The sequence below is a fragment of the Rubrobacter aplysinae genome (assembly GCF_001029505.1).
Taxonomy (GTDB): Bacteria; Actinomycetota; Rubrobacteria; order Rubrobacterales; family Rubrobacteraceae; genus Rubrobacter_A; species Rubrobacter_A aplysinae.
This window is the reverse complement of sequence record NZ_LEKH01000004.1, coordinates 136836-160909: the sequence shown is the minus strand read 5'-3', so window position 1 is coordinate 160909 and position 24074 is coordinate 136836. Positions and strand designations below refer to the sequence as shown.

Below are 24074 nucleotides of genomic sequence, written 5' to 3'. Positions count from 1 at the left end.
ACGATTCGAGGGGTAATATCTCACCCATCCGGGAAGCGGTAGTAGCCTATATAATCCGACGCTATGGACCGATTGCGTACAGAGCCCCCGGGCATCGAGGAGGAACGGGAGCACTGGGAGTCGCTCGCCTCCGCCTGCGCCCCGCCGTTGCGGCGTCTGGGGTCGTTCGCGGCGGTCGGTTTTACGGCCTTCATAGCCCTGATGACTGGCGTGGTGCTCTTCTACAACCTCTTCGGGCCGCGCTACATAGAGGGCCAGGGCGTCATGGTGCCGCCCACCGCCTTCTACTGGACGATGGCGCTCGGGGCGGCGATCTCCACCGCCGGGTACGCGGTGTGGATGGCGTTGAGCGCCCACTCCTACTCCCGGGCCGCCCGGAGGCTGGAGAAAGCCGGCCTGGATCCCCTGCACCCCACGCTCGGCGGCCTGCGGGCCTACCCCGACGAGCAAATGCTCGCGCTCCGGGCCCGCTACGAGGGCCTCGGAGAGGGCAGCCTGAAAAGGCGCTTCGAGCGCACCTTCGGCTTCGAGGCCGGGGACGCCTTCGAGCTCGGCCCGCTCAGTACCCTGCCGGATACCTTCGAGATGAACGCGCTGCGCGTGGAGTGGGAGACGAACCTGCTGCTCGCCGGGGATCTCGACGCCGCCTCCCTCCCGGACATCACCTGGTGGCGCGAGAGCCGGCTCGGCCTCCTGCCCCGCCAGCCCGACCGGACCTCCAGGCTGCTCTGGTCCCGGCGCTACACCGACGCCTCCGTACGCCTCTTGAAACGCCGCTACGGATACCGCACCGACCGCTGGCACGAGACCGTCCCCGAGGGTAAGCTCTGGGACGCCGTCCGAGACTACGAGGACTCCCGCCGCATACACGTCGGCCTCCACCGCCGGTAGCGACCCCGGAAACCCGCCCCCGGCATGGCCCATTCTATCTTGATTATATATTTACCGGTCAGTATACTCGGGTCATGGGCCAGAGAGCAGAGGATACGCACAGACGGCTCATCGCGGCCGCCGGGGAGCTTTTCTACGAGGAGGGGATCAGGGCCAGCGGCATAGAGGCAATCGCCGGGCATGCCGGGGTGACGAAGATGACCCTCTACGCGCACTTCGGCTCCAAGGACGAGCTCGTGGCAGCCTACCTCGAGGAGAGGGACCGGCGCTGGTGGGAGTACCTGGATGAGGCGCTGGAACGATACGAGACGCCGGAGGAGCGGCTGCTGGCCGTCTTCGACGCCTACCGCGATTGGCTCGTCTCCGGGAGGCTAAGAGGCTGCGGCTTTGTAAACTTCTCCGCGGAGCTTCCCGACAGGGAGCATCCCGGCAGGACCGTGGTCGAGAGGCATAAGGCGGGGGTACGCGGGCTCCTCGCCGATCTCGTCTCGGGTCTTGGCTCCGAGGAGCCCGGAGAGCTGGCGGAGCACCTGTTTTTCATTCTGGAAGGCGCCTACGTTACCGGCGCGCTGGAGGGAGACGAACGAGGCATCGGCCGGGCGCGGCTCCTGGCGGAGTCGTTAATAGAGGATAGGCCGGGCCCTCGGCTTGGGTGAGGCGAAGCCCGGGGAGTCCGGCGCCGTGAGGCCCGCCAGCGCCCGGCTCGCCATCGCCGGTGCCCTGGCGACCGCCGTGGCCTTCGGTCCGGCGCGCAACGGGTACGGTCTGTTCCTGCCGTGGATGCGGGAGGAGTTCGGGATCTCCACCGGGGTCGCGGGCCTGATCGCCAGCGGGGGCTACGCGGGACACCTCGCGGCGCTATTCGCCGTTGGTGCGATAGCAACACGGCTAGGGCCCCGGCTACCGGTGGTCGCGGGCGCCATCTCCGCCGCCTTGGGGATGATGCTCATAGCCCTTTCACCGAACGCGCTGGTGCTCGCGGCGGGGGTGGCGCTCGCCGCGAGCAGCGCGGGGTGGGTGTGGTCGCCCTACAACGACGCGGCCGAGCGCGCGGTGCAGCCCGCCCTCCGAGCCCGGGTGCTCTCCGTGGTCAGCACGGGCACGACTTTCGGGATAGCCGGCGCCGGCGTTACGGCCCTAGTCACCGGCGACGGCTGGCGCATCGGATGGGTGGCATTCTCCGTCGTGGCGGTGGTGGCGCTGGTCTGCAATGCGGCCGTCTTGCCCTCCGGTAACGGGCGCCCGGACGGAGGAGAGGAGGCGGGCCTTACAGGGGTGCGCTGGCTCTTCCGGGGGGATGCGGTACCGTTGTTCGTCGTGGCCACGTCCTTCGGCGTGGTCAGCTCGGTCTACTACTCCTTCGCCGTGGACCACGTCTCGCGCAACGGGGATCTCACGCTGCCGCTGGGAGCCCCGCTCGGACCGCTGATGTTCGTGGTGCTCGGCGCGGCGGGCGTGGCGGGGTTCTTCACGGGCGACGCCATAAACAGGCTCGGACTGAGGAGGGTGCTGGCCGTGATCCTGCTCTCGGCCGCCCTCTCGACCGTGCTTCTGGGCGTCGCTCCGGGCTCGTTGGCGGCGGCGATCCTCTCGGCGGCCCTGTTCGGCGCCTACGTAATGATGATCAGCGCCCTGCTCGCCGTATGGAGCTCGCGGGTCTTCCCGGAAGGCCCCTCGGCGGGCTTCAGCGCCGCCCTGATAGCCCTGGCCGTCGGCAGCGTGCTGGCTCCGGCCTCGATGGGCCTCATAGCCGGGGCCTTCGGCTACCAGACGGTGTTCCTGATCTGCGGCGCCATAGCGGCGCTGACCGTGATCGTACGGCCTCGTTAGACACACCGGAACGCCACCGACGTCTCTTCATGTCTCCTCATTCATCCTCATTTAGAATCGCGCTCATAATCGACTACGAGGAGGCTGTATGAGGGTGATCTCACCGGCAGACACGGAGACCCGCCGCGGCCCGGAGGAGTGGTTCACCGGCACCGTCTGGATGGACGGAACGTCGATCCCCCAACCCGGAGCGGCGATGCTCCGGGTGCTGTTCGAGCCCGGCGCCCGCACCAACTGGCACACCCATCCGGAGGGTCAGTTCCTCTACATAGTAACCGGCACCGGCCGCGCCCAGAGAGAGGGCGAAGGGGTGCAGCGGATAAACACCGGCGACACCGTCTACATCGCCCCGAACGAGAGACACTGGCACGGCGCGGCCCCCGACACCTTCATGGTGCATGTCGCCGTCAGCCCGGCGTTAGAATCCGACGGCGCGACGCAGTGGCAGGAGCCCGTGGCGGACGAGGATTACCTCTCGTAGGAGCCGCCCCGGAGTCTACGGCGTCGTCCCTCGCTCCCCGGAGTCTCTCTCCGGCTGGGCGAAGGTAAAGGTCGCCTCGGGGTCGTCGGCGGACATCTTGCCGCCCAGCACCATGTCGAAGCGGAAGAGCAGGCCACCGACGAGCACCAGGGCCGAGGCGAGCATGGATTTCTTGCGGCTCTGCTCGCCGAATAGACCGGAGAGCAGCGCGAACGGCACCAGTATGCCTCCCAGCAGCGAGCCGCCGAAGAACGTTGGCGCGAGCCTCCGGGAGCGCAGCGGGCTCCCCCAGCGGCCCATCTTGTAGAGCGAGCCGAGCACGAGCGCGGCCTCGATAACGAGCGTGGCCTTCTCGGCCCGGCGGAGCATGGAGTGGGTTCTGTGCTCGCCCCAGCGTCCGAGGTTCAGGATCAGGGACATCGCAGAGAGAGCGTTGGAGAAACCCGAGGAGAGGAACGTCGGACCCATGAGCATCCAGTTCTTCGCCCACATCGGCACGCTGGTAGCTATGAGGAGTATCCCCGTGTAAGCCCCGACGTACAGCCCGAACGGCAACGTTACTACCGTGAGTACCCGATCCGGGATGAACCGCTTCGCGGCGCGCGCGACGAGGTTATCTCGCCCGAGCAGACCATCTTCGGCGGCCTGATGGGTGGCTATGAGCCCGCTCATGGCACCGAAGATGGAGATGGACCAGCTCCCGGTGGACATCGGGGAGCGCAGCTTGACGATGCGCAGCATGTTCAGGAAACGCTCCGGACGCCCGAGGTCCCAGATCAGGAGTATCGGCGAGAGGATCATGGTCACGAGCGTCGTGTACCGGCTCGCCCGCAGCAGCGCCGGGTCTCCGTCCTTCATGAATCGCACCAGCGTCGCAATGAGATGCGACCCCGCGCCAATCCCGCCGAGCCACAGGTACAGCGGCACCTGCCACGTCCAGTGCGGCTTCTTTATCGGGGGGATACCGTAGTAGCCGGACTCTTTTTGCTGGCGCTTCTCGTCCTCCTTGGTGTGGTGAGAGGTCTCGGCGCTACTGCCGTTGCGGCCGGGCTCGCCCTGCAATCCAAGCGTATCCTGCGTGGCGTCGCTCATCTCTCCCCTACTTTCTGAACGCGAACGCGACGACGGCGGATAGCACCCCGGCAGCGACGGCGCTGGCGGCGACGGCCGGCGCGACCTTGTCGTGAGGCATGTAGGGGTGGCGCGGCAGGTTGTAGGTCTCCGGCTCGTCCATGAGAATGAACTTGGAGTTGTTGCCGCCGATGCCGCCCGTGCCGCCGACCTCGGGGGTGCCGTAGACGTAGGCCTCCGTGTAGCCCTTTGCCTTGAGCGCCTCGACGCGCTCGTCGGCGAGCTTCTGCAACTCCTCGACCTCGCCGAACATGATGGAGTTGGTCGGGCAGGCCTTTGCGCAGGCCGGTTCGAGGCCGTCCTTCTGCCGGTCGTAGCAAAGGGTGCACTTGAAGGCGCGGCCGTCGTGCGGCACCGAGGTAATGACGCCGTAGGGACAGGCGGGGACGCAGTAGCCGCAGCCGTTGCAGACGTCGGGCTGGATAAAGACGTTGTCGAACTCGTTGCGGATGATCGCACCCGTCGGACACGCCTGCTGGCAGGGAGCCTCCACACAGTGCTTGCACACGTCGCTCATGAACGTCCAGCGCCCGAGGCCGTCGAGCTCCGCGCCGCCGGGCAGCTCTTCACGCACGTCCTCGGCCAGCGCGGTGAGGTCAACGTCGCCGGTCAGCTTCTTCTTTTTGGGGTTCTCGACGAAGGCGACGTGGCGCCAGGTGGTGCCGGAGAGCTGCTTGGTGTTGTCGTAGGAGTCGCCGGTAAACTCGTAGCCGTCGGCGGGTAGCTGGTTCCACTGCTTACAGGCGACCTCGCAGGCCTTGCAGCCGATGCAGACGGTCGTGTCGGTCAGGAATCCCGTCGCCACTATCGCTTCCCTTCTAGTACCTTGCGCCGGATCTCCTCGACGGGAGCGGCGGGGTCGGTGGAGATTCGGAGCATCTTGTTGCCGAGCGCCACGTGCTGCGGGCGGTACAGGCGCTCGATCATGCGCAGCCCGGAGTTGTAGTACACCCCGGGATCTATGGGGTTGCCCCGGCGGATGGCCTTGAGGTTTTTTCGCGCCTCCTTTGGATGCTCGGAGAGCCACACCGCGAGCTCCATGAGCCGTCCGTGCATGGACTCCCGGCGGCTCGTCTGGGAACTGGCGGTCGCGCTGCCCGGTATGGTATCCGGCCCCGTGTTGGCGGCGCGGCCCCCGGCCTCCGCTATGTGGGGATCGCGGCTCACTCCTTCTCTCGGATCGCTCACACCTTCCCCTTCTCTAGGTTGCAGGAGAACGCTTTGGCCTCGTGGATGGAGACGTTCGGCTCCAGGCTTACCGGCATCAGGTCGTTCGCGATGTCGGATTTCTGCAGGTCCGACGGTCCGTTCGGGCCGAAGTGATACGGCAGGCCGATGGTGTGGAGCCTCTTGCCCTCGAACTCGTACACCGGGATGCGGTCGGTGACGAGCGCCCGGGTGTGGACCTTACCGCGGGTCGTGGAGAGCGTAACCCAGTCGGTGTTCTCCACACCCTTCTCCCCGGCTAGCTCGGCCGAGATCTCACAGAATGACTCCGGCTGGAGCTCGTTTAGCCACGGGATCCAGCGCGACATCGCGCCCGTCGTATGATGCTCGGTAAGCCGGTACGTCGTGATGACGTAAGGGTACATGGGGTTCTCTGGCGTGTTGTACGGGTTATCCGGCCGCTCGAAGCGCTTGACCACGGGATCGTACTGCTGCTCGTAGAGGAGATTCTTTACCGGCGACTCCAGCGGCTCGTAGTGGGCCGGCAGCGGCCCGTCCTTGAGGCCGGTCGGGGCAAACAGCCAGCCCTTGCCGTCGGCGTTCAGGATGAACGGCCCGTTGCCGGGCAGGGCTTCGAGACCCCGGGCCTCCACGTCCGGGCGGTAGTCCGGGTGCTTTGTGGCCTGGAAGTCGGGCACGTCGTAGCCGGTCCACTTCTCCTCTTCCTCGTCCCACCACACGAGCTTCTTCTCCTCGGACCAGGGCCTGCCCCTGGGGTCGGCGGAGGCGCGATTGTAGATGATGCGGCGGTTTGCGGGCCACGCCCAGCCCCATTCGAGGTGGGGATACTCACCCGTCTCGCGGCGGCGGGCCTGGTTCACACCGTCGGCGAATACGCCCGAGTAGATCCAGGCCCCACAGGCAGTAGATCCATCGTCTTCCAGCTCCAGGAACGTGTTTAGCGGCGCGCCGTCGGAGACCTTGTAGCCGTTGATCTCCTTCAAGACTTCCTCGAGCTCGGGCTCGCCGTCCCCGTCGGCGTCGCCGTAGTCCCAGGTCATGGCCCGGATCAGGTCGTCGCGCTCCTCGCCGGAGTCGGCGTAAAGGTCCTTTAGCCGCCGGCCGAGATTGTAGACGAACCAGGCGTCGCTCTTGGCGTCGTCCGGCGGGTCCACGGACTTGTCGTGCCACTGCACCATGCGCTGGGTCTGGGTGAAGCTCCCCTCTTTCTCGGCCACGAGCGCCGAGGGGATGGCGAAGACCTCGGTGCCGACCTCGGCGGGATCCACGTCGTCGAGCTTCCACGCCTCGCTCGTCTCTATCGGGTAGGCGTCGAGGACGACGAACCAGTCCAGATTGCGGATCGCGTCCCGGGCGAGCTTTCCGTGCGGGCCGCCAACGGCGAAGTTCTGCCCGAACACGAAGCAGCCCTTCACGCTCCCGCTCTTCATGTCCATGATCGTGGGATAGTAGGAGTGATCCCCGTTCAGCCGCGGGAAGTGCTCGTAGAGGTAGCCGTTGCCGGAGTGGGCGGCGTCTCCGTACCACGCCTTCATTATGCTCGTCGCGTAGGCCGGGAACTCCGACCACCATCCGGTCTGGGCCGCTTCTCCCTGAACGTAGTCCTCCCAGGTCTCGTGGCCCCGGTTGGCGTCGGGCATGGCGACGTAGCCGGGCAAGAGGTCGTAAAGCGTCGCTATGTCGGTCGAGCCCTGGATGGTGGCGTGGCCGCGCAACGCCAGGATTCCGCCGCCGGGACGCCCGATGTTGCCGAGCAGGAGCTGCAAAATGGCGGCGGTGCGGATCAGCTGCGAGCCCTTGGAGTGGTGGGTCCAGCCGACCGAGTAGCACAGCGCCGTGGTCTTGTCGCGCCCAGAGTTCTCGCAGATGGTCTCGGCCACCTTCAGGAACGCCTCTTTCGGGCAGCCCGTGATCCGCTCGACCATCTCCGGGGTGTACTTCTCGTAGTGGCGCTTGAGGATCTGGAACACCGAGCGCGGGTGCTGCAGCATCTCGTCTTCGGGGAATCCGTCCTTCTCGGCGTAGCTCGCCACGCGGTCGGTGAACGCCTCGCCGGTCAGCGCCTCCTCGCTGCCGCCGACGGCCGGCGTGACCGGCATCCCCTCGTAGCGCCAGTAGTTCTCGTCGTACTTGCCCGTCTCGGAGTTCCAGCCGGCGAAGATGCCGGAGGCGTCCATATCCTCGTAGTCTTCCGTTATGAGGGTCGGGGCGTTGGTGTACTCCCTTACGTACTCCTCGAAGTACCGCTCGTTCTCTATTACGTAGCTTATGAGGCCGCCGAGGAAGGCTATGTCCGTGCCGGGCCTTATGGGAGCGTAGATGTCCGCCATCGCCGAGGTACGCGTGAAGCGCGGGTCGACGTGGATGATCTTGGCCCCGTTCTCCTTGGCGATCATGGGATGCCGGAACCCGACCGGGTGGGCCTCGGCCATGTTCGAGCCCTCTATCAGTACACAGTCAGAGTTCTGCAGGTCGTTGAGGGAGGTGGTCGCCCCGCCCCTGCCGTACGTGATGCCCAGACCGGACACCGTGGAAGAGTGTCATATTCGGGCCTGATTCGTAATCCGCACCATCCCTAAGCTATGAAACAGCTTGGTTATTAGATAGTTCTCCTCGTTATCTATCGCCGCACCGCCGATGGAGGCCATGCTCATCGTGCGGTTTAGCGGCTCGCCGCTCTCCTGGGCCTCCTGCCAGTTCTCGTCGCGGGCCTTCTTTACGCGGGCGGCGATCATGTCCATCGCCTCTTCCAGCGGGAGCTCTTCCCACTCCGAGGAGTACGGCCTACGATACTTGACGGTGGTCCAGCGGTGGGGCGAGACGTGCATCCCGAGCGAGGCAGAGCCCTTGGGGCACAGGGTCCCGGCGTTTATGGGGCTGTCGGGATTTCCCTCTATATCCATGATGCGTCCGTCGCGGTGGTACACGAGCGTCGAGCAGCCGACGGCGCAGTACGGGCACACGCTCTCGGTCTTCTGCACGCCCTCATCGTGGATGCGCGGGCCGAGCTCCCGCGTCTGGGAGCTTACCGGATGCTCGACCTTGACGCCGACGTGGCTCTTGATCTTCTTCCAGAGCCCTTCCTCTTCCGTGACTTTTAGAAACAATCCAGTTCCTTTCTCGGCTTTCCCGGGGATTTTCCGGGTACGAGCTCCCCTTCGAGTCCTTCGCGTGACCCCGCCTCCAAGTAACGGCTCCAGAGGCTCCACACAGCGCCCTGGACCTCCGCATTAGATTCTAGCCTTTCACAAGGACCGCTAAACCCCCCGCCGACCTTGTCCAGGCTCATCCAAGCACCGGAAACACCGGCTACCGTGCAGCCCGGCGGGACCCTGGAGACGGAGGCTCGCCCCGCGCTCACGGGACCTCTGGCTATCTGACCCTACACTACAATGCGGACCGTTATTCGTCACTATAATCCAGATTTTTATTTCGGAAACTCCGTATGGATTGTGCGGGCACACGCCTTTTGCTATGGTTATATCGTCGTGTATACACGGCCAGGGGTATAGGAATAGAAGGAGGATATCTGGACGGCCAGGAGACTTTTAGCGGGTCTACTAGTAAGGGTCCGGGATGCTTATTCCGGGCGGGATGAGCGAGAATCCCAATCTAGGACGGATAGGACGGGAAAGGGCTTATGGCTGACAACAGGTGCGTCGTCTACAAGGGTCCACTGCAGACGGCGGTAGAGGACATCGGTTACCCGAAGTTAGAGGTACCGGAAGACGTAGCCAGCACGATGGGCATGAGGACCCAGAAGGCGCCGCACGGCGTGATACTCAAGATAGTCTCCACCAACATCTGCGGCTCGGACCAGCACATGGTTCGCGGGCGGACGACCGCTCCGGTCGGGCAGACGTTGGGACACGAGATCACGGGCGAGGTCGTCGAGGCCGGCGAGGACGTACAGTTCATCAAGGAGGGCGACATTTGCTCGGTCCCCTTCAACATCGCCTGCGGGCGCTGTAGGAACTGCAAGGAGCGCCAGACGGGGATCTGTCTGAACGTTAACCCGGCGAGGGCTGGCTCGGCCTACGGCTACGTTGACATGGGCGGCTGGACCGGCGGTCAGGCCGACTACGTGATGGTCCCGTTCGCGGACTTCAACCTGCTGCCGTTTCCGGATCGGGATCAGGCGCTGGAGAAGATCCTGGACCTCACCATGCTCAGCGACATCTTCCCGACCGGCTACCACGGCTGCTACAAGGCCGGCGTGACCACCGGCTCGACCGTGTACGTCGCGGGCGCGGGTCCGGTCGGCCTCGCGGCGGCGCACTCGGCCCAGCTACTCGGCGCGTCGGTCGTGATCGTGGGCGACATGATCCCCGAGCGCCTTGAGCAGGCCCGGTCCTTCGGCTGCGAGACCGTTGACCTGACCCAGGGCTCACCGGGAGACATGATCGAGCAGATCCTGGGCACCCCGGAGGTGGACTCCGCGGTAGACGCCGTCGGCTTCGAGGCCCGCGGCCACGGCGCGGACGCAGAAGAGCAGCCCGCCACGGTACTGAACGACATCATGAGCATCACCCGCGCCGGCGGTGAGCTCGGCATCCCGGGGCTGTACGTGACCGGCGACCCGGGCGCGCCGGACCCGGACGCCGAGGAAGGCACGCTCAAGGTACGCCTCGGCCTCGGCTGGGCGAAGAGCCACTCTTTCCACACCGGCCAGTGCCCCGTGATGATGTACAACCGCGGCCTGATGATGAGCATCCTGCACGACAAGGCCCAGATCGCCAAGGCGGTCAACGCCACCGTGCTACCGCTGGATCAGGCCCCCGACGGCTACCAGCAGTTCGACTCCGGCGTGGCCAAGAAGTTCGTCCTCGACCCGCACGGCATGATCTCCTAAACGCGGAGACGGCTCGGGGTATCCAGGGAGGCTGGTTTCAGACCGGCCTCCTTTTTCGTGCTCGTGTGGCCGTGTTAGCCGGGCGGGCATCCGGCCGGCAGGGGTTACAATTAGTCGTGTTCGATAGGGTGGACCGTATCTAGCGTCGAGCGGAAGGAGCGGTAGGCGGTGGAGATCGGGACCGGCGCACAGGGCAGAACGCGGCGCGGCAGCAAGACCAAGATGAGGATCCGCACGGTCGAGGAAGGGCGTTCCAGGCTAAAGTCCGACGTCCTGGCGACGGAAGAACCGATGGAGATCCGGCTCGTTACCGCGGACGAGACCCGCACCGTGGCGGTCACCATGCGCACGCCCGGCAACGACTTCGAGCTGGCGGCGGGCTTTCTGTACGGGGAGGGTATCGTGTCCTCGCCGACGGAGATAAGAAGGATCAGCTACTGTGTGGACCGCGACGTGGACGCCGATCAACAGTACAACATCGTCAACGTCGAGGTCGCCGGCGGCAGCCGGGACTATGACCTGCCGGCGCTCGAACGTCACTTCTACACCACGAGCGCCTGCGGGGTCTGCGGCAAGGCGAGCCTGGAGCAGCTAGAGCTCCGGGGGTGCCCGGTGGTACCGCCCGGCCCGGAGGTCTCGCCGGAGACGATCTACAGGCTCCCGGACCGGCTGCGAGAGGCGCAGGGCCTCTTCGACGCCACGGGCGGCCTGCACGCCGCCGCCCTCTTCGACCCGGGCGGCGAGCTGGTCGCGCTGCGGGAGGACGTGGGCCGGCACAACGCCACGGACAAGCTCGTGGGCTGGGCGCTGCTCGAGAACAGGCTGCCGCTCTCGGAGAACATCATCATGGTCAGCGGCCGGTCGAGTTTCGAGATACTACAGAAGTGTCTCACCGCCGGGGTGCCCGTGGTGTGCGCGATCTCGGCCCCCAGCAGCCTCGCCGCAGACGTGGCCCGCGAGTTCGGGATGACGCTGGTGGGCTTCCTGCGCGGGGAACGCTTCAACGTATACTCCGGTAATGAGAGGATAGCCCCCCGGTAAACGCCGGGCCGGCTACTGCGGCCGGCCCATCCTCCGTCTTCCCCCCTCTCCGCGCTAGCCCGTAAACAGGGCCGCGATGTTCCCGAAGGTCCTGTAGAGCGCCCAGATCAGGGGTATGCTCACGTAGGCCCAGAACAGTATGATCAGGGGCGTACTGTTGCTCACCGGGTGTCTCTCCTGCTGTTGACTCGTCTGCTCTTGCGCCACCGGATTCTCTCCTCTCTAGGGACTCCAGGGTCCGTCTAGGCTTCCGCGGTACGGCCGCTGGTGCTGCTGGATACCGTCTCCCGCTGCTCCTCTTCCTCCGAGTCCATGTGGTACTTGGGGTCCACTGGCTTCACCAGAGAGTTACAGATGAGGCCGACGACCAGAAGCCCAGCCATAATAAACATGGTTATGTTGTATGCGTTTGCCGGCTCGACCCCGGAGTTTATCTGGGCCTCCCGGATATAGTTCACGAGCACCGGCCCGAGTATGCCCGCGGCGGACCACGCAGTGAGGAGCCGGCCGTGGATGCCGCCCACGTACCGGGTGCCGAATATGTCGGCCAGGTAGGCCGGTATGGTGGAGAACCCACCGCCGTACATGGTCAGGATGATGCAGAAAGCCGCCACGAACAGGAACAGGCTTCCGATGCTGCTGCCGACTATCGGGACCGACACGTACAGTAAGGCGCCCAGCCCGAAGAAGATGAGGTACGTGTTCTTGCGGCCTATGTAGTCCGAAGCCGTGGACCACAGAAAGCGCCCGAGCATGTTGAATATGCTCAGTAGGCTAACGAACCCCGCGGCGGCAGCAGCCGTGATGGCCCCGCCAAAGGTCTCCTGGATCATGACGGCGGCCTGTCCGAGCACCCCGATACCGGCGGTGACGTTCAGACATAGCACCGCCCACAGGAGCCAGAACTGCGGCGTCTTGAGCGCCGTGTTTATGTGCACGTCGTTGGTGGCGATCATGCCGCTCTGCTCCGAGGCTGCGGGCGGCTCCCACCCGGCCGGCTTCCAGTCCGCGGACGGAACCCGGATGGTCAGGGCACCGAGCGTCATCGAGGCGAAGTAGATCAAACCCATCACCACGAACGTCGGCGCGACGCCGACCGAGTTCTGGCTGCTAAAGAAGTTCATCAGCGCAACCGCCAGCGGCGCGCCTATGAGAGCGCCACCGCCGAAGCCCATGATAGCCATGCCGGTCGCCATACCCCGGCGGTCGGGGAACCATTTGATAAGCGCCGACACCGGCGACACGTACGCCAGCCCGAGCCCGATACCGCCGAGCACACCATACCCGAAGTAGAGCAACCAGAGCTGGTGCGTAACCACGCCGAGCGCGGAGACCAGGAACCCGCCGCCGAACGAACAGGCAGCCGCGAACATCGTGGTCCGCGGACCGACCTTCTCCAGCCACGCCCCGCCGATAAACGCCGTAAGCCCGAGAACCAGAATAGAGATGCTGAAGATCCAACCCAGCGTAGCCAGGCTCCAGTCCTGCGGCGCCTGCTCCGTCACCCCGATTATCCGCGAAAGCGGCTCGTTGAAGACGCTGAAAGCGTATACCTGCCCTATGGATAGATGCACCGCCAGAGCCGCCGGCGGTATTACCCACCGGTTGTAGTCGCCCCCTACGGTTATCCGCTCCTTGGAAAAGAAACCGTTAGCCATACCCCTGATGTACGTCCTTCCTTTTAAACCCCTATCCGACGCGGCGTATATTAACCGCGTGCAAACTGTCCGTCAAAAAGCAGACTGTATAACGATAAATCAGTGGGGGCGACCGACCAAGAGACACGGAGGCGGGAGGCTTTACGGCCGTCGACTCAGTAAAAGTGCCTGGAGCCCGGTTTGTGTCTGGTTCGTGTTGCCGGTATATAAGATGCTCGGGTTACAATAGGGATGATAGGTCTTCAAGGGGTTTTTGGAGAGTGTGGAGAGTACCAGTAAGGGGTGAGTTGATTGGTGACAGCGACAGAGGTACAGAAGGCTGACGGCAGCGGCGGGGCCACGCGGGAGTTAAGCACGATCTGCGGTTTCTGCGCCGTCGGTTGCGGGTTGAGCGTTACGATCGAGGACGGCGTCATAAGCAAGGTCGCGGGCAAAGCGGACAATCCTTCGAGCAAGGGTGAGGCGTGCATCAAGGGCCGCGAGGGCTGGCGTCACGTGTACAGTGAGGGGCGGTTGACCCATCCGCTGATACGAAAGGACGGGGATCTCGTGCCCGCCTCGTGGGAGGAGGCGCTGGATCTCGTGGCGAGCAAGATGTCCGAGATCAAAGCCGAAAGCGGCGGCGACGCCTTCGGGGTTTTCTCCTCCTCGCGCTCGACCAACGAGCTCAACTACCTCACCGGCAAGTTCGTGAGGCAGGTGCTAGGGGTCAGCAACGTAGACAGTTGCAACCGCGCCTGACACGCCGCCAGCGTCACCGGTCTGGTGGCTACGTTTGGAGCGGGCGGGGCGACTACCTCTTACGAGGAGTTCGAGAATACAGACCTAATAATCTGCTGGGGTAGCAACACGATGGAGTGCCACCCCATCATCTACAACCACATGCGGCGCGGCATTAAGAACGGCGCGAAGATGGTCGTCGTGGACCCGAGGCGCATAGATCAGACGAAGAAAGCCGACAAGTGGCTGCCGGTCAACGTCGGCACCGACATCTGCCTGGCCAACTCGATGGCCAACGTCATCATCGACGAAGGCCTGGAGAACACCGAGTTCGTCGAGCGCGCCACGGAGAACTTCGAGGCGTACAAGGAGAAGGTCGCGGGCTACACGCCCGAGTACGCCGAGAGCGTGACCGGTGTTCCGGCGGATGACATCCGCGAGGTGGCCCGCATGTACGCCACGGCGGAGCGGGCGACGCTGAACTGGACGCTCGGCATCACCGAGCACCACAACGGGGCCGAGGCGGTCTTCGCCCTGATAGGGCTCGGACTCCTGACCGGCCACGTCGGTAAGTACGGCTCGGGCCTGAACCCGCTGCGCGGCCAGAACAACGTGCAGGGCGGCGGCGATATGGGCGCGATCCCGAACCGCCTGGTCGGCGGCTGGAACTGGGACGACGCCGAGGCCGCCGAGCTCTTCGAGGAGGTCTGGGGAACGCCACTACCGGACAGGATCGGCAAGAACCAGGCCCAGATGATGGAGTCGATAGAGGCCGGCGAGCTGCGGTGCATGTACGTGATCGGGGAGAACCCGGTACAGTCCGACGCCAACGAGAACCATCACGAAGAGCTATTCGGCAGTTTGGACTTCCTCGTGGTACAGGATATTTTCCTCACCAAGACCGGCAGCATGGCGGACGTGGTGCTCCCCGCCGCGGCAAGCTGGGCCGAGACCGAGGGCACCTTCGTGAACAGCGAGCGCCGCATCCAGCGCGGGCACCGGGTCACGAACCCGCCCGGAGAGGCCCGACCCGACGAGTGGATACTCACCGACGTCGCAAACCGCCTGGGCGCGGGCTGGGAGTACGAGACCGCCGAGGACATCTGGAACGAGGTCCGGCGCCTGGCCCCGAACTTCGCCGGCGTGAGCTACGACCGCATCGCCGAGTACGGCGGCATACAGTGGCCCTGCCGCGACGGCAGCTTAGAGGAGATAGCCGACAACCCGCCCGTTGAGCAGCTAGTCGGCGAGACCGAGACCTCCGGCGACGACACCGGGACGGCGGTCAGGGAACATCCACGCTTCGGCACGAACGGCGGCACGAAGTTCCTGCATTCCGAGCTCTGGGCGGACGAGGTGGAGAAGCGGGCCCCGTTCCACCCGGTAGACTACGAGGGTCCGGTGGAGCAGCCGGATGAGGAGTACCCGTTCCAGCTCACCACGGGCCGCCGCCTCGCCTTCTACAACACGGGCACGATGACCCAGAGCTACAAGAAGGTCAAAGATGGAGAAGAGCTTTTGGAGCTCTCCGAGGAGGATGCCGAGAGACTCGGCCTCGAGGACGGCGGCCTCGCCCGCGTAAGCTCCCGCCGGGGCACGGTACCGGAGGTCAGGGTTCGCGTAACCGACCGGGTGCGGAGCGGCCTCGTGTTCATGGGCTGTAGCTTCCCGGATCAGGTCGCAACCAACGTCCTGACCATCAACGCCCTCGACCCACAGTCCGGCACTGCCGAGCTAAAGGCCTGCGCGGTAAAGGTAGAGCCCGCCACGTAGAAGGCTTGTTTAACTGTAGTTGGAATCTTTTGGAGAGGCGTAGCCATCCCGGTTAGCGCCTCTCCACGTTTCGTGGCTCGGGCCCGCGCCAGTATCCACACCTTTGCACGAGATACTCGGCTCTTCATACGCCGGCAAGTATGTTACGCTGGTGCCGCTCTAGCTTCCGGGGAAGCGGCAAACGGGGAAAGGAAAGGTTTATGGAGGAGAGGGGCGAGTACTGGTCCCGGGTTGCGCAGACGAGCGCATTCCAGGACTTAATGCAAAAGAAGAAGGTATTTATCATACCGGCGACCATCTTCTTCTTCGTCTTTTACATGGGGCTACCCGTGTTGGCCGGGTTCACGACGGTTCTAAACGTGCAGGTGATCGGGGCCCTGAGTCTGGCCTGGATCTATGCCCTAGCGCAGTTCGTCATGACCTGGACGCTGCTGCACCTGTACGTGAGCCGGGCCAATAAGTGGGATGAGGTCGTGGAGCGGGTGCGCGAGGAGGCGGCTTCGGACCTGGGTGAGAAGCGAGAGGAGGGTTAGAGAGCTTTGAGTACCGACGATATTATCGCCGTATCATTCTTTATAGGCGTTATCGCGCTGACCCTGATAATAACCTACTTCGCCGCGAAGCGGAACACGGGCGCGAGCAGCCACTACGTTGCGGGAGGCCAGATCAAAGGCTGGCAGAACGGCCTCGCCATCTCGGGTGACTATCTCTCGGCGGCCTCTTTCCTGGGTATCGCGGGGGCCATCGCGCTCGAAGGGTTCGCCGGGTTCTACCTTTCGGTCGGCTTCCTGGTGGCGTACCTGACGGTCCTCTTGCTGGTCGCCGAGCCGATGCGGAACCTCGGCAAGTACACGCTGGCCGACATGCTCGCCGCCCGCTTCAACGCGCGCGGAGTGAGGGCGGCGTCGGCGCTGAACACTATCATGATCAGCACGTTCTACATGATCGCCCAGCTCGTCGGGGCGGGCGCCCTGATCGGGCTGCTCTTGCCGTTCATACCGCCCACGATGGCGATTATCCTCGTCGGCGTCCTGATGACGGTGTACGTGGTGCTCGGCGGCATGATCGCGACGACCTGGATCCAGATCGTCAAGGCCGGGCTGCTGATCCTGGCGACCCTGGTGCTCACCATCGCGGTGCTGGCGCAGTTCAGCTTCAACCCATTCTCGATCCTGAACGAGGTGCAGGCGAGCACGCCGCAGAACATGGTAATTCCGCCCGCGCCGGAGAGCTTCGGCTCGGGTCTGGACACGGTCTCCCTGTTCCTGGCGCTGGTGCTCGGCACGGCGGGCCTGCCGCACATCCTGATCCGGTTCCTCACCGTCCCGGACGCCAAGACGGCCCGCTCCTCTATAGTGACCGCCACCTGGATCATCGGCGGCTTCTACCTCCTGACCCCGATAGTCGGCTACGGCGCCACGCTCCTGGTCGGGCAGCAGACCATCACCTCCCAGGACCCCTCGGGCAACGTTGCCGCGCCCCAGCTTGCGGGCGTGATCGGCGGTCCGGCGTTCCTCGGCTTTATCTCGGCGGTGGCGTTTGCGACCATCGTCGCGGTGGTCGCGGGTCTCGTCATAAGCGCCTCCGGGGCGTTCGCCCACGACGTCTACAACAACATCTTCCGCAACGGCGAGGCGTCGGAGCAGGAGCAGTTCCGGGCCGCCCGGATAGCCTCGGGAGCGGTCGCCGTTGGCTCCATCCTCCTGGCTCTGGCATTCCAGGACCTAAACGTGGCGTTCCTGGTGGCGCTGGCGTTCGGTGTTGCCGCCAGCGCGAATGTGCCCGTTATCCTGCTTACCATCTTCTGGAGAAGGTTCAACACGATCGGCGCGATCACGGGCATGCTCACCGGCTTCGTGGCCTCGGTCGGGCTAACCTTCCTCTCGCCGAACATCCTGGGTGACGCTGCGATCTACCCGCTGGAGGAGCCACCGGCCGTCTTCTCGGTGCCGCTCGGCTTCCTCGGCTGCTTCGTCGGCACCCTGCTCGGTGGCAAGAGCACCGAGGAAGAGGAGCGCGAGGGCCGGCAGGCCAACTACGAGGAGATCTACGTCCGCGCCAATACCGGCTTCTCCACGCTCGAGGAGGAACTCGAAAACTCCCGCCGGGAGGGCGAGCAGGAGGAGAGCCGCGCCTAGCAAGCCTGGCAATAACCGCACGACCGTACTCCGAGAGGCCCCGCGCATATTCTGACGGGGCCTCTTTTTGCTCTTCTTCGCGTTCTTCTCGGTCTGACACCCGCCTGCCGGCGTTAGACTGTGCGGGATTTCAGGCTACACGGGGCGCACCGGAGGAGCACGGAGGCTTTCCGAGGCGCTCAAGAGGAGTTTCGAGATATGAAAGACATGAACTTCAAGGTTTCCGTACTAGACCTCTCGCCGGTCAGCGAGGGGGTCGGTGCCACACAGACGCTGGAGAACACGCTGGATCTCGCGCGGCTGGCCGACCGGCTCGGCTACGAACGGTACTGGCTCGCCGAGCACCACGGCCTGCCGAACGTCGCAAGCTCCGCACCCGAGGTCATGATCGGGCGCGTCGCCGCCGAGACCTCGCGCCTGCGGGTTGGGTCCGGCGGGATCATGCTCCCGAACCACGCGCCGCTGCGGGTCGCGGAGACGTTCCGGATGCTAGAAGCACTGCACCCGGGCCGCATAGACCTCGGCATCGGGCGCGCGCCGGGCACCGACCCGGTCACGGCCCAGGCGCTCCGGCGCTCCGGCGAGGGCCAGGAGTTCCCCGAGCAGTTCAGCCACCTGCTCGCCTTCGCCGGCCAAGAGCCCGGCTTCCCGGAGGATCACCGCCTCCGTAACGTGAGGGCGATGCCGGACGACGTGGATCTGCCCCCGATCTGGCTTCTGGGCTCAAGCGGCTACTCCGCGCGCGCCGCCGGAGAGATGGGCCTGGGCTACGCCTTCGCCTCGCACTTCGGGCCCGGAGACCCGGAGGGACCGATGCTGGCCTACCGGGACTCCTTCGCGCCATCGCAGAGCTTCGAGAACCCATCGGGGATCGTGGCGGCGTCCGTGATCTGCGCCGAGGACGACGAGAGCGCCCGGAGGCTCGCCTCCTCGATGGAGGTCGTGTGGATCGGCATGAACTACGGCAGGCCCACCCCGCTCCCGAGCCCCAAGGATGCGCTGGCCCGCGAGTACAGCGGCGCGGAGCGCAGGATCGCCGAGGCCCACCGGGCCAACCAGATCGTCGGCGGTCCCGAGAGCGTGCGGCAGCAACTAGAGGACCTCGCGGAGAAGACCTCGGCGGACGAGATCATGGTAACCACAGCCGTCTACGATCACGCCGAGCGTCTCCGCTCCTACGAGCGGCTAGCGGAGGCGTTGGGGCTCACGGAGCTCGCCTCCGACCGCGAGACGGCGCGGGCTTCCTAGAGAGCCCCGCACGCACCGGGGCGGCTCAGAGCACAAGCACGCCGGCGGCGGCGATTACGGTACCGGCAAGCGCGCCAAATGCTACCTCGGCCGGCGTGTGCGCCCGCTCGGCCACCCTGGCCCACATAACGGCGGGCACCACCAACGCGAATACGGCTCCCGCCAGCCCGAGGCCCGCCACCCCGGCGACGGCGCAGTGACACGCGACCGCGACGTGGGCGCTGGCCTTGATCCAGGCCACCAGCGCCGTCACGAGCGACGCCGTGGCGAGCATCCCCACGGTCAGCCTCACCAGCTCCGCGGGGGCGTCGAGCAGGGTCAGCAAAACGACCGTGGTGGCTCCGAGCATCAGCAGAACCAGCGCCGGCACCAGCCGCTCCTCCCGTACGGGCAACCAGAAGCCGGAGTCGTTCCTGCTCTTCAGTACTAGCAGGTAAGCCACCAGCGCCACCACCGCGACTATCTCGACGGCCACGTATCCGGCGGCCTCCCACGAACCGGCGGAGGAGAAGGCCGTTCCCGCGAAGAGCGCGGTAAAGAGGAGGAAGGGGTTGAGCACCGCGCCGAGCGTTGCGGCCAGCGGCGTCCCGGCCCCAGGCTGCCCACCCTCACCTCTAAAACGGAGCGCGTGCTTTCCCATACTCCGTTCATACTAACCTCCAGGCGGCCTCCGGGACGAACCGGCCCGCCCTCGCCGGGTCTCAGCGGCCGGGCTTGAGGCGGTTCACCCACTCCGAGGCGCGGGCGACGAAAGGCCTGGGCGCGAGGGCTATTGAGCGCGCCAGTATCCGGTCCCTGACGCCGGGCACGAACGATACCTTGCCGGAGTCGAGGGCCGAGAGACCGGCCTCGGCGATCTGCTCCGGGCGGCTTATCCCGGTCAGGTAGTTGTATCTGCGGGGGTCTCTGCCTCCCCAGTCCGACCAGAACCCGGTCTCCACGGCTCCGGGGCACACGGCCATCACCCGGACCCCGGTCCCCCGGCACTCGGCCCAGAGTGCCTCGGAGAAGGAGAGCATGAACGCCTTGCCCGCGCCATAGGCCGCCATGTAGGGAACGGGCTGGAACGCGGCCGTGGAGGAGAGGTTGATCACGGCCCCCTCTCCGCGCCGGATCATGCCCGGCAACAACGCCCGGGTGAGCGCCGCCGCAGAGGCCACGTTCAGCGAGACCTCGTCCCACACCTCCTCGGCCCCCGGCCCCTCGACGAAACGCCCGTAGTGCCCGTTGCCGGCGTTGTTCACGAGCACGCCGGGCTCCCGGCCCGCCAGGGCGTCGCCGACCCTCACAACCGATGCCTTCTCCGAAAGGTCGGCGGCCATAGTCTCCACGCCCACGCCGTACTCGGACTCGATCCCGGCGGCGGCACACCGCAGCCGCTCCTCCGAACGCGCAACCAGCACGAGGCTCGCGCCACGACCGGCCAGGGCCCGCGCGAACTCCAACCCTATCCCGGAAGAGCCTCCGGTAACGAGCGCCGTCTTTCCTCTATACAGCATGACCCCGCAGGGTATTGGTCTACGTCGCTAAAAACAACCGGTCGCGGCCCAGGGGCCAGGAGCCAGGTACGAGACCCCGCAGCTTCTTACGAATCCTCCGAGTTTCCCGAATCCTCCGGACCTTCGGAAACTTCCGAACCCTCGGAGACTTCCAGGTAGTCCGCGCTCTCCAGAGAGCCCATGCTCTGCATGGAGCCCATGTTGCCGATGGATCCGACGGAGTCCTCCCTCTTGCCGGGCAGCTCACGCGGGGTCGTGTCGCCCTTCTCGATCCTCCTTATGACCTCCTCAGAACGCTTGTCGGCCTGGCGCTCCCGCTCCCGGATCCTGCGCTCGACCTGATTCGCCCGCTGTATGGCCTGGCGCTCCTTGCGTTCCTGATCCCGTACGCTCACCTGTTCCTCCTCGGTCTCGTCTGACTCAGGGATACCCGCTGTGAACCGTCCCCAACCACGCCGCGAATCCGGTCAGACCACCTCGGCCAGAAACAGCGGCGGTATGTGCATGTAGGTAATGCTCGGCGAGCTACCGACCTTGTCCTCGGACATGGCAAGCGCCTCCCGGATGGTGTCGGCCCGCTTGTAGCCCATGCGCGAGGTCGTGTAGGGATCGCCGCCCACGAAGACCACGCCGCCGAGGTGGTCCAGGGCGTGGGTCCCCCACTGCCAGGTCGTGAACGGGTGCCAGCCGTGGTACGCGTAGGCGTTGCGGTACAGCGTCCTGTACCAGGGGTCGTATATGTAATCCTTCTCGAAGCGCCGCTCAGCCTCGTGCGGGTCGGTCGTCTCGGCCAGAACCTCCTCGAAGAAGAGCCGATAGCTCGGGTGGGCCTTGTCGTCGAACTCGTTCGGCACGGGGTGGGTGGCTATGATGACCCCGCCCTCCCGCACGAGCGGCTTGCCCTTGTAGAGGTTGAACAGGTAGCCGAGCACGTAGTTGTGGACCAGGATCGGGTTCATTATGGAGTTCACGTTGTACGGCCCGACGTAGGGCACGCCGAGCAGCAGCACGTCGGACTGCCCCTCGACCCGCACGACCTGCTGATGGTGCAGGTGCCCCATCGTCTCCTCGTGGACCGGGTCGGTGGCCCCGGCCTGCACGCTGGTCATCGCGTGCGGGGCGACGATAGACTGGAAGACCTTGCGGGCGGCGGCTCGCGGCATTAGCTGCGTCGCCTTGTGGTTCGCCAGAAAGTTCGCCTTCGTAATGGGCCCCCACTCGGGCTCTGGCTTGGAGAGGAAGTCGAACGCTCCCGGAAAGGCCTCGTTGTTCAGGGTCGTCTCGATGTGGAAGACCTTGACCTGCTCCTCCAGTATCTCTCCCATCCGGTTCACCGACCCGTGCAGCGCCGAGTTCGGCGGGTCCATCAGCGAGCGGGCGTTGCTCAGTGTCTCGGCGTTGTGGTGGTGCCGGATGGAGGAGTACGGCGAGATGCCGGTGTGGACCGACTTGTGGCCGCCGTTCATGGTTACGAGGTTGATGTTCACGTACACGACGAGATCGCTCTCCGCGGCCCGGCGGCTGATGCGGATCTCCTCGCCGCGCTCGGTGTGCCCGATGACCGTGTTGCCTTCCGGGTCCTCGGCGTCGTAGTTGTACAGGCGTTCGGGGTAGTAGCCGGACATGATCTTCTTCCCCAGCGCCCAGCGCAGCTCTTTCTCAGTCATGCGCCGGTGCAGCCCGAGAGCCGCGATCAGGTTTATATCCTCGACACCCTTCGCGGAGGCCTTCTCGAGAACCTTCTCTATGACGAGCTGACGGTTGTCCGGCGGCTTCATCGGCGGCAGCGGACAGGACACGTCGTCGAAGACGATGGTCAACTTCATGCCGGGGTAGAGGAGCTCGTGCAGCGGCTCCATCCCCAGCGGCTCCAGGAGCGCCCGCTCGATGGCGGCGTTCGGGTCTTCGAGCGGGGGCACGGGGTCTTTCGGATACACCACCCGTGTCCCTTCCGGGAGCTTCTCGTAGTGAAACCCGTCCCCCGCGTTGAACATCATCGGCGGGCTATTCCGGTCCAGGGTTATGATCCGCCCGCCTCCGGTTTGCTCTTGGCTCATCCTAGCTACCTCCCTTTTGAAACCCCGTCATCCGCCGGGGCTCGTCCGTCCCGGAGACGGCCCGCGCCGTCGCCCATTGATAGTATTTGAACCCCAAACGGGTGTCAAAACCGGCTCGAGGTGGCACCCGAACCTCCGGCGGGCCGGGTTATACTCGGCGCGACCGGAGAGAGCCGAGCAGGAGGCAGAGAGGCAGAATGTCTATAGACGAATACCGCTCGCCGCTCGCCGGGGAAGCGCTGCACGCATACCCCGGAGACCTCACCCGGTTCGTAAGGGAGAACTGGGGAGAGACCCCGATAGAGGGCGTGTATTGCGGGCCCGGGCACCCGGGTCTCGACGAGGCGGTGCTCGGGGCGCTGCTCTCGGGCTGTTACCAGGCGAGCCTCCTGCGGGAAGAGGAACAGGAGGTCGCCTTCCGGGCTATCCTCGCCGACCCTGGGCTTTTCGACACGTCCGGAGGTCCGCCGGACGGCCTGCACAGGCTGGAGTTCCCGGACCCGAGGCCGTTCAACGCCCGGGAGCTGAAGCGCCTCTCGGTCGCCGCCGAGTTCCACCGGTCCATGATCGGGGTAAGGCTGGATGAGGAGGACGGGCTCAGGATCTGGGGTCTGCTACAGACCGGGCCGCGCTGGATGCGGGACTCCCACGGAGGTAGAAGGGTTGGCGCCGCGCTGCCCCCCGTCCCCACGGTCCACGTCATAGCGCCCGGCAGCATAGAGGCCCGCAAGGGTCACGAGCTCGTAGGCAAGCTAGAGGCCGGCAGGCTGACCGGCTCCCAGGTGGATCTCTTCGAGTCGGAGTGGCTGCAGGCCGAGTTTCACGGCCTAAGAGCAGAGTTCGTCGCGCTGCACGAGGAGGCGCGGGAGGAGGCGCTCCGGTCCCTGGGCGAGGCGTGGCCTCCCCTGGAGCCGGAGCTCGACCGCAGGATAGCTGAGCGCAAGCTAAAGCGCGTCATCTCGGTGGCCCGGGAGTCCCGGCACGGGGGGACCCTGATCTTCATCCCCCGGGACATGACGGGCGATCTGTGCGGGGAGAACCCCTACATGGAGGTCAAGTACCCGTTCGAAGCGGGAGATCCTACCGTCCGCTTCCGGGACCTCACCGTGGGCCTGATGAACCGGATGGCCCGTATCCACGCTCTGGAGTCGCCCGAAGACCCCGGACCCGTACGCTGGGAGGAGTTCGAGACCACCACAGACGGCGAGATAGCCACCCTGGACGAGGGCCTCTTCGAGATAGCGCACCTTATCGCCGGGCTGGCCGCGGCCGACGGCGCGGTGGTAATGGACAAGCACCACGAGCTGCTCGGCTTCGGGGCCGAGATCTCCGGCAACCTGCCCGAGGTGCGCACGGTCTGGCAGGCCCTCGACCTCGAAGGCGCGGAGCTCCGGGAGGAGGCCTCCGAGGACGGCGGCACCCGACACCGCTCCGCCTACCGCCTGGCGGGCGCGCTGCCGGGCGTCCTCATAATCGTCGTCTCCCAGGACGGCGGCGTGCAGTTCGTCTCCTCCAGAGACGGGCGGGTCGTCTACTGGGAGCAGTAGATCCGGATTGGCGCGCCAGA

General features: G+C 65.5%; 21 protein-coding genes. 11 read left to right on the top strand and 10 right to left on the bottom strand.

Annotated features, from left to right (window positions below):
- Positions 1 to 63 precede the first annotated feature (63 nt).
- The 4 genes from ABD53_RS16855 to ABD53_RS06040 all read left to right on the top strand — a co-directional run bounded on the left by ABD53_RS16855 (position 64) and on the right by ABD53_RS06040 (position 3202).
- Positions 64 to 891 carry a hypothetical protein gene (locus tag ABD53_RS16855; protein ID WP_152670614.1) on the top strand — a complete coding sequence of 276 codons (828 nt, stop codon included), beginning with the start codon at positions 64 to 66 and terminating at the stop codon, positions 889 to 891.
- 74 nt (positions 892 to 965) lie between these two features.
- Positions 966 to 1547 (top strand): TetR/AcrR family transcriptional regulator, encoded by a 582-nt coding sequence (locus ABD53_RS06050; protein WP_047864849.1) that lies wholly within the window; start codon positions 966 to 968, stop codon positions 1545 to 1547.
- The gene (locus tag ABD53_RS06045; RefSeq protein WP_160309637.1) at positions 1540 to 2721 is read left to right on the top strand and encodes an MFS transporter; all 1182 of its coding nucleotides are present in this window, start codon (positions 1540 to 1542) and stop codon (positions 2719 to 2721) included. The genes ABD53_RS06050 and ABD53_RS06045 overlap by 8 nt, the downstream gene beginning before the upstream one ends.
- An 88-nt stretch (positions 2722 to 2809) precedes the next feature.
- Positions 2810 to 3202 (top strand): (R)-mandelonitrile lyase, encoded by a 393-nt coding sequence (locus ABD53_RS06040; protein ID WP_047864848.1) that lies wholly within the window; start codon positions 2810 to 2812, stop codon positions 3200 to 3202.
- Positions 3203 to 3217: 15 nt separating this feature from the next.
- Here ABD53_RS06040 and nrfD read toward each other — a convergent pair whose 3' ends face one another.
- Genes nrfD through fdh form a run of 4 tightly spaced genes read right to left on the bottom strand, consistent with a single transcriptional unit; the run spans position 3218 to position 8586 of the window.
- The gene (gene nrfD / locus ABD53_RS06035) at positions 3218 to 4294 is read right to left on the bottom strand and encodes an NrfD/PsrC family molybdoenzyme membrane anchor subunit (protein WP_084709357.1); all 1077 of its coding nucleotides are present in this window, start codon (positions 4292 to 4294) and stop codon (positions 3218 to 3220) included.
- A 7-nt stretch (positions 4295 to 4301) separates the two neighbouring features.
- The gene (locus ABD53_RS06030; RefSeq protein WP_047864957.1) at positions 4302 to 5141 is read right to left on the bottom strand and encodes a 4Fe-4S dicluster domain-containing protein; all 840 of its coding nucleotides are present in this window, start codon (positions 5139 to 5141) and stop codon (positions 4302 to 4304) included.
- A complete protein-coding gene (locus ABD53_RS16850; RefSeq protein ID WP_152670613.1) occupies positions 5138 to 5521 on the bottom strand; it encodes a hypothetical protein in 384 nt (127 codons plus the stop codon). The genes ABD53_RS06030 and ABD53_RS16850 overlap by 4 nt, the downstream gene beginning before the upstream one ends.
- A complete protein-coding gene (gene fdh, locus ABD53_RS06025; protein ID WP_456114848.1) occupies positions 5518 to 8586 on the bottom strand; it encodes a formate dehydrogenase in 3069 nt (1022 codons plus the stop codon). The genes ABD53_RS16850 and fdh overlap by 4 nt, the downstream gene beginning before the upstream one ends.
- A 575-nt stretch (positions 8587 to 9161) precedes the next feature.
- On the opposite strand from fdh, the gene fdhA reads away from it, so the two are divergent.
- Entirely contained in the window at positions 9162 to 10373 is a 1212-nt protein-coding gene (fdhA, locus tag ABD53_RS06015) for a formaldehyde dehydrogenase, glutathione-independent (protein WP_047864846.1), read from the top strand.
- 222 nt (positions 10374 to 10595) lie between these two features.
- The gene (gene fdhD / locus ABD53_RS06010; protein WP_047864955.1) at positions 10596 to 11414 is read left to right on the top strand and encodes a formate dehydrogenase accessory sulfurtransferase FdhD; all 819 of its coding nucleotides are present in this window, start codon (positions 10596 to 10598) and stop codon (positions 11412 to 11414) included.
- A 54-nt stretch (positions 11415 to 11468) separates the two neighbouring features.
- Here the strand turns inward: fdhD and ABD53_RS17925 are convergent, their stop codons facing one another.
- Both ABD53_RS17925 and ABD53_RS06005 read right to left on the bottom strand, forming a co-directional pair.
- Positions 11469 to 11579: an MFS transporter small subunit gene (locus ABD53_RS17925; protein WP_407690107.1), complete on the bottom strand. Its 111-nt coding sequence runs from the start codon at positions 11577 to 11579 to the stop codon at positions 11469 to 11471.
- Between the two features lie 77 nt (positions 11580 to 11656).
- On the bottom strand, positions 11657 to 13072 hold the full coding sequence (locus tag ABD53_RS06005; RefSeq protein WP_047864845.1) for an L-lactate MFS transporter: 1416 nt from the start codon (positions 13070 to 13072) through the stop codon (positions 11657 to 11659).
- Between the two features lie 294 nt (positions 13073 to 13366).
- Between ABD53_RS06005 and ABD53_RS05995 the strand changes: the two genes are divergently transcribed.
- From ABD53_RS05995 to ABD53_RS05980, 4 genes are all read left to right on the top strand, one after another.
- On the top strand, positions 13367 to 15565 hold the full coding sequence (locus tag ABD53_RS05995) for a molybdopterin oxidoreductase family protein (RefSeq protein ID WP_235401402.1): 2199 nt from the start codon (positions 13367 to 13369) through the stop codon (positions 15563 to 15565).
- 200 nt (positions 15566 to 15765) lie between these two features.
- Positions 15766 to 16098 carry a DUF485 domain-containing protein gene (locus ABD53_RS05990; RefSeq protein WP_047864843.1) on the top strand — a complete coding sequence of 111 codons (333 nt, stop codon included), beginning with the start codon at positions 15766 to 15768 and terminating at the stop codon, positions 16096 to 16098.
- Positions 16099 to 16104: 6 nt separating this feature from the next.
- Positions 16105 to 17703, top strand: coding sequence for a solute symporter family protein (locus ABD53_RS05985; protein WP_047864842.1), 1599 nt, complete (start codon positions 16105 to 16107; stop codon positions 17701 to 17703).
- A gap of 198 nt (positions 17704 to 17901) precedes the next feature.
- On the top strand, positions 17902 to 18951 hold the full coding sequence (locus tag ABD53_RS05980; protein WP_235401385.1) for an LLM class flavin-dependent oxidoreductase: 1050 nt from the start codon (positions 17902 to 17904) through the stop codon (positions 18949 to 18951).
- Positions 18952 to 18976: 25 nt separating this feature from the next.
- Here ABD53_RS05980 and ABD53_RS15785 read toward each other — a convergent pair whose 3' ends face one another.
- From ABD53_RS15785 to ABD53_RS05960, 4 genes are all read right to left on the bottom strand, one after another.
- Complete coding sequence (locus ABD53_RS15785; RefSeq protein WP_053057741.1) at positions 18977 to 19591, bottom strand: hypothetical protein; 615 nt, start codon at positions 19589 to 19591, stop codon at positions 18977 to 18979.
- A gap of 61 nt (positions 19592 to 19652) precedes the next feature.
- Positions 19653 to 20450 (bottom strand): SDR family NAD(P)-dependent oxidoreductase, encoded by a 798-nt coding sequence (locus ABD53_RS05970; RefSeq protein ID WP_047864841.1) that lies wholly within the window; start codon positions 20448 to 20450, stop codon positions 19653 to 19655.
- 86 nt (positions 20451 to 20536) lie between these two features.
- Positions 20537 to 20845, bottom strand: a complete 309-nt coding sequence (locus ABD53_RS05965; RefSeq protein ID WP_047864840.1) for a hypothetical protein — start codon at positions 20843 to 20845, stop codon at positions 20537 to 20539.
- A gap of 72 nt (positions 20846 to 20917) precedes the next feature.
- Positions 20918 to 22507, bottom strand: a complete 1590-nt coding sequence (locus tag ABD53_RS05960) for a lactate racemase domain-containing protein (protein WP_047864839.1) — start codon at positions 22505 to 22507, stop codon at positions 20918 to 20920.
- Positions 22508 to 22704: 197 nt separating this feature from the next.
- On the opposite strand from ABD53_RS05960, the gene ABD53_RS05955 reads away from it, so the two are divergent.
- Entirely contained in the window at positions 22705 to 24054 is a 1350-nt protein-coding gene (locus ABD53_RS05955) for a putative sensor domain DACNV-containing protein (protein WP_053057740.1), read from the top strand.
- Positions 24055 to 24074: the final 20 nt, after the last annotated feature.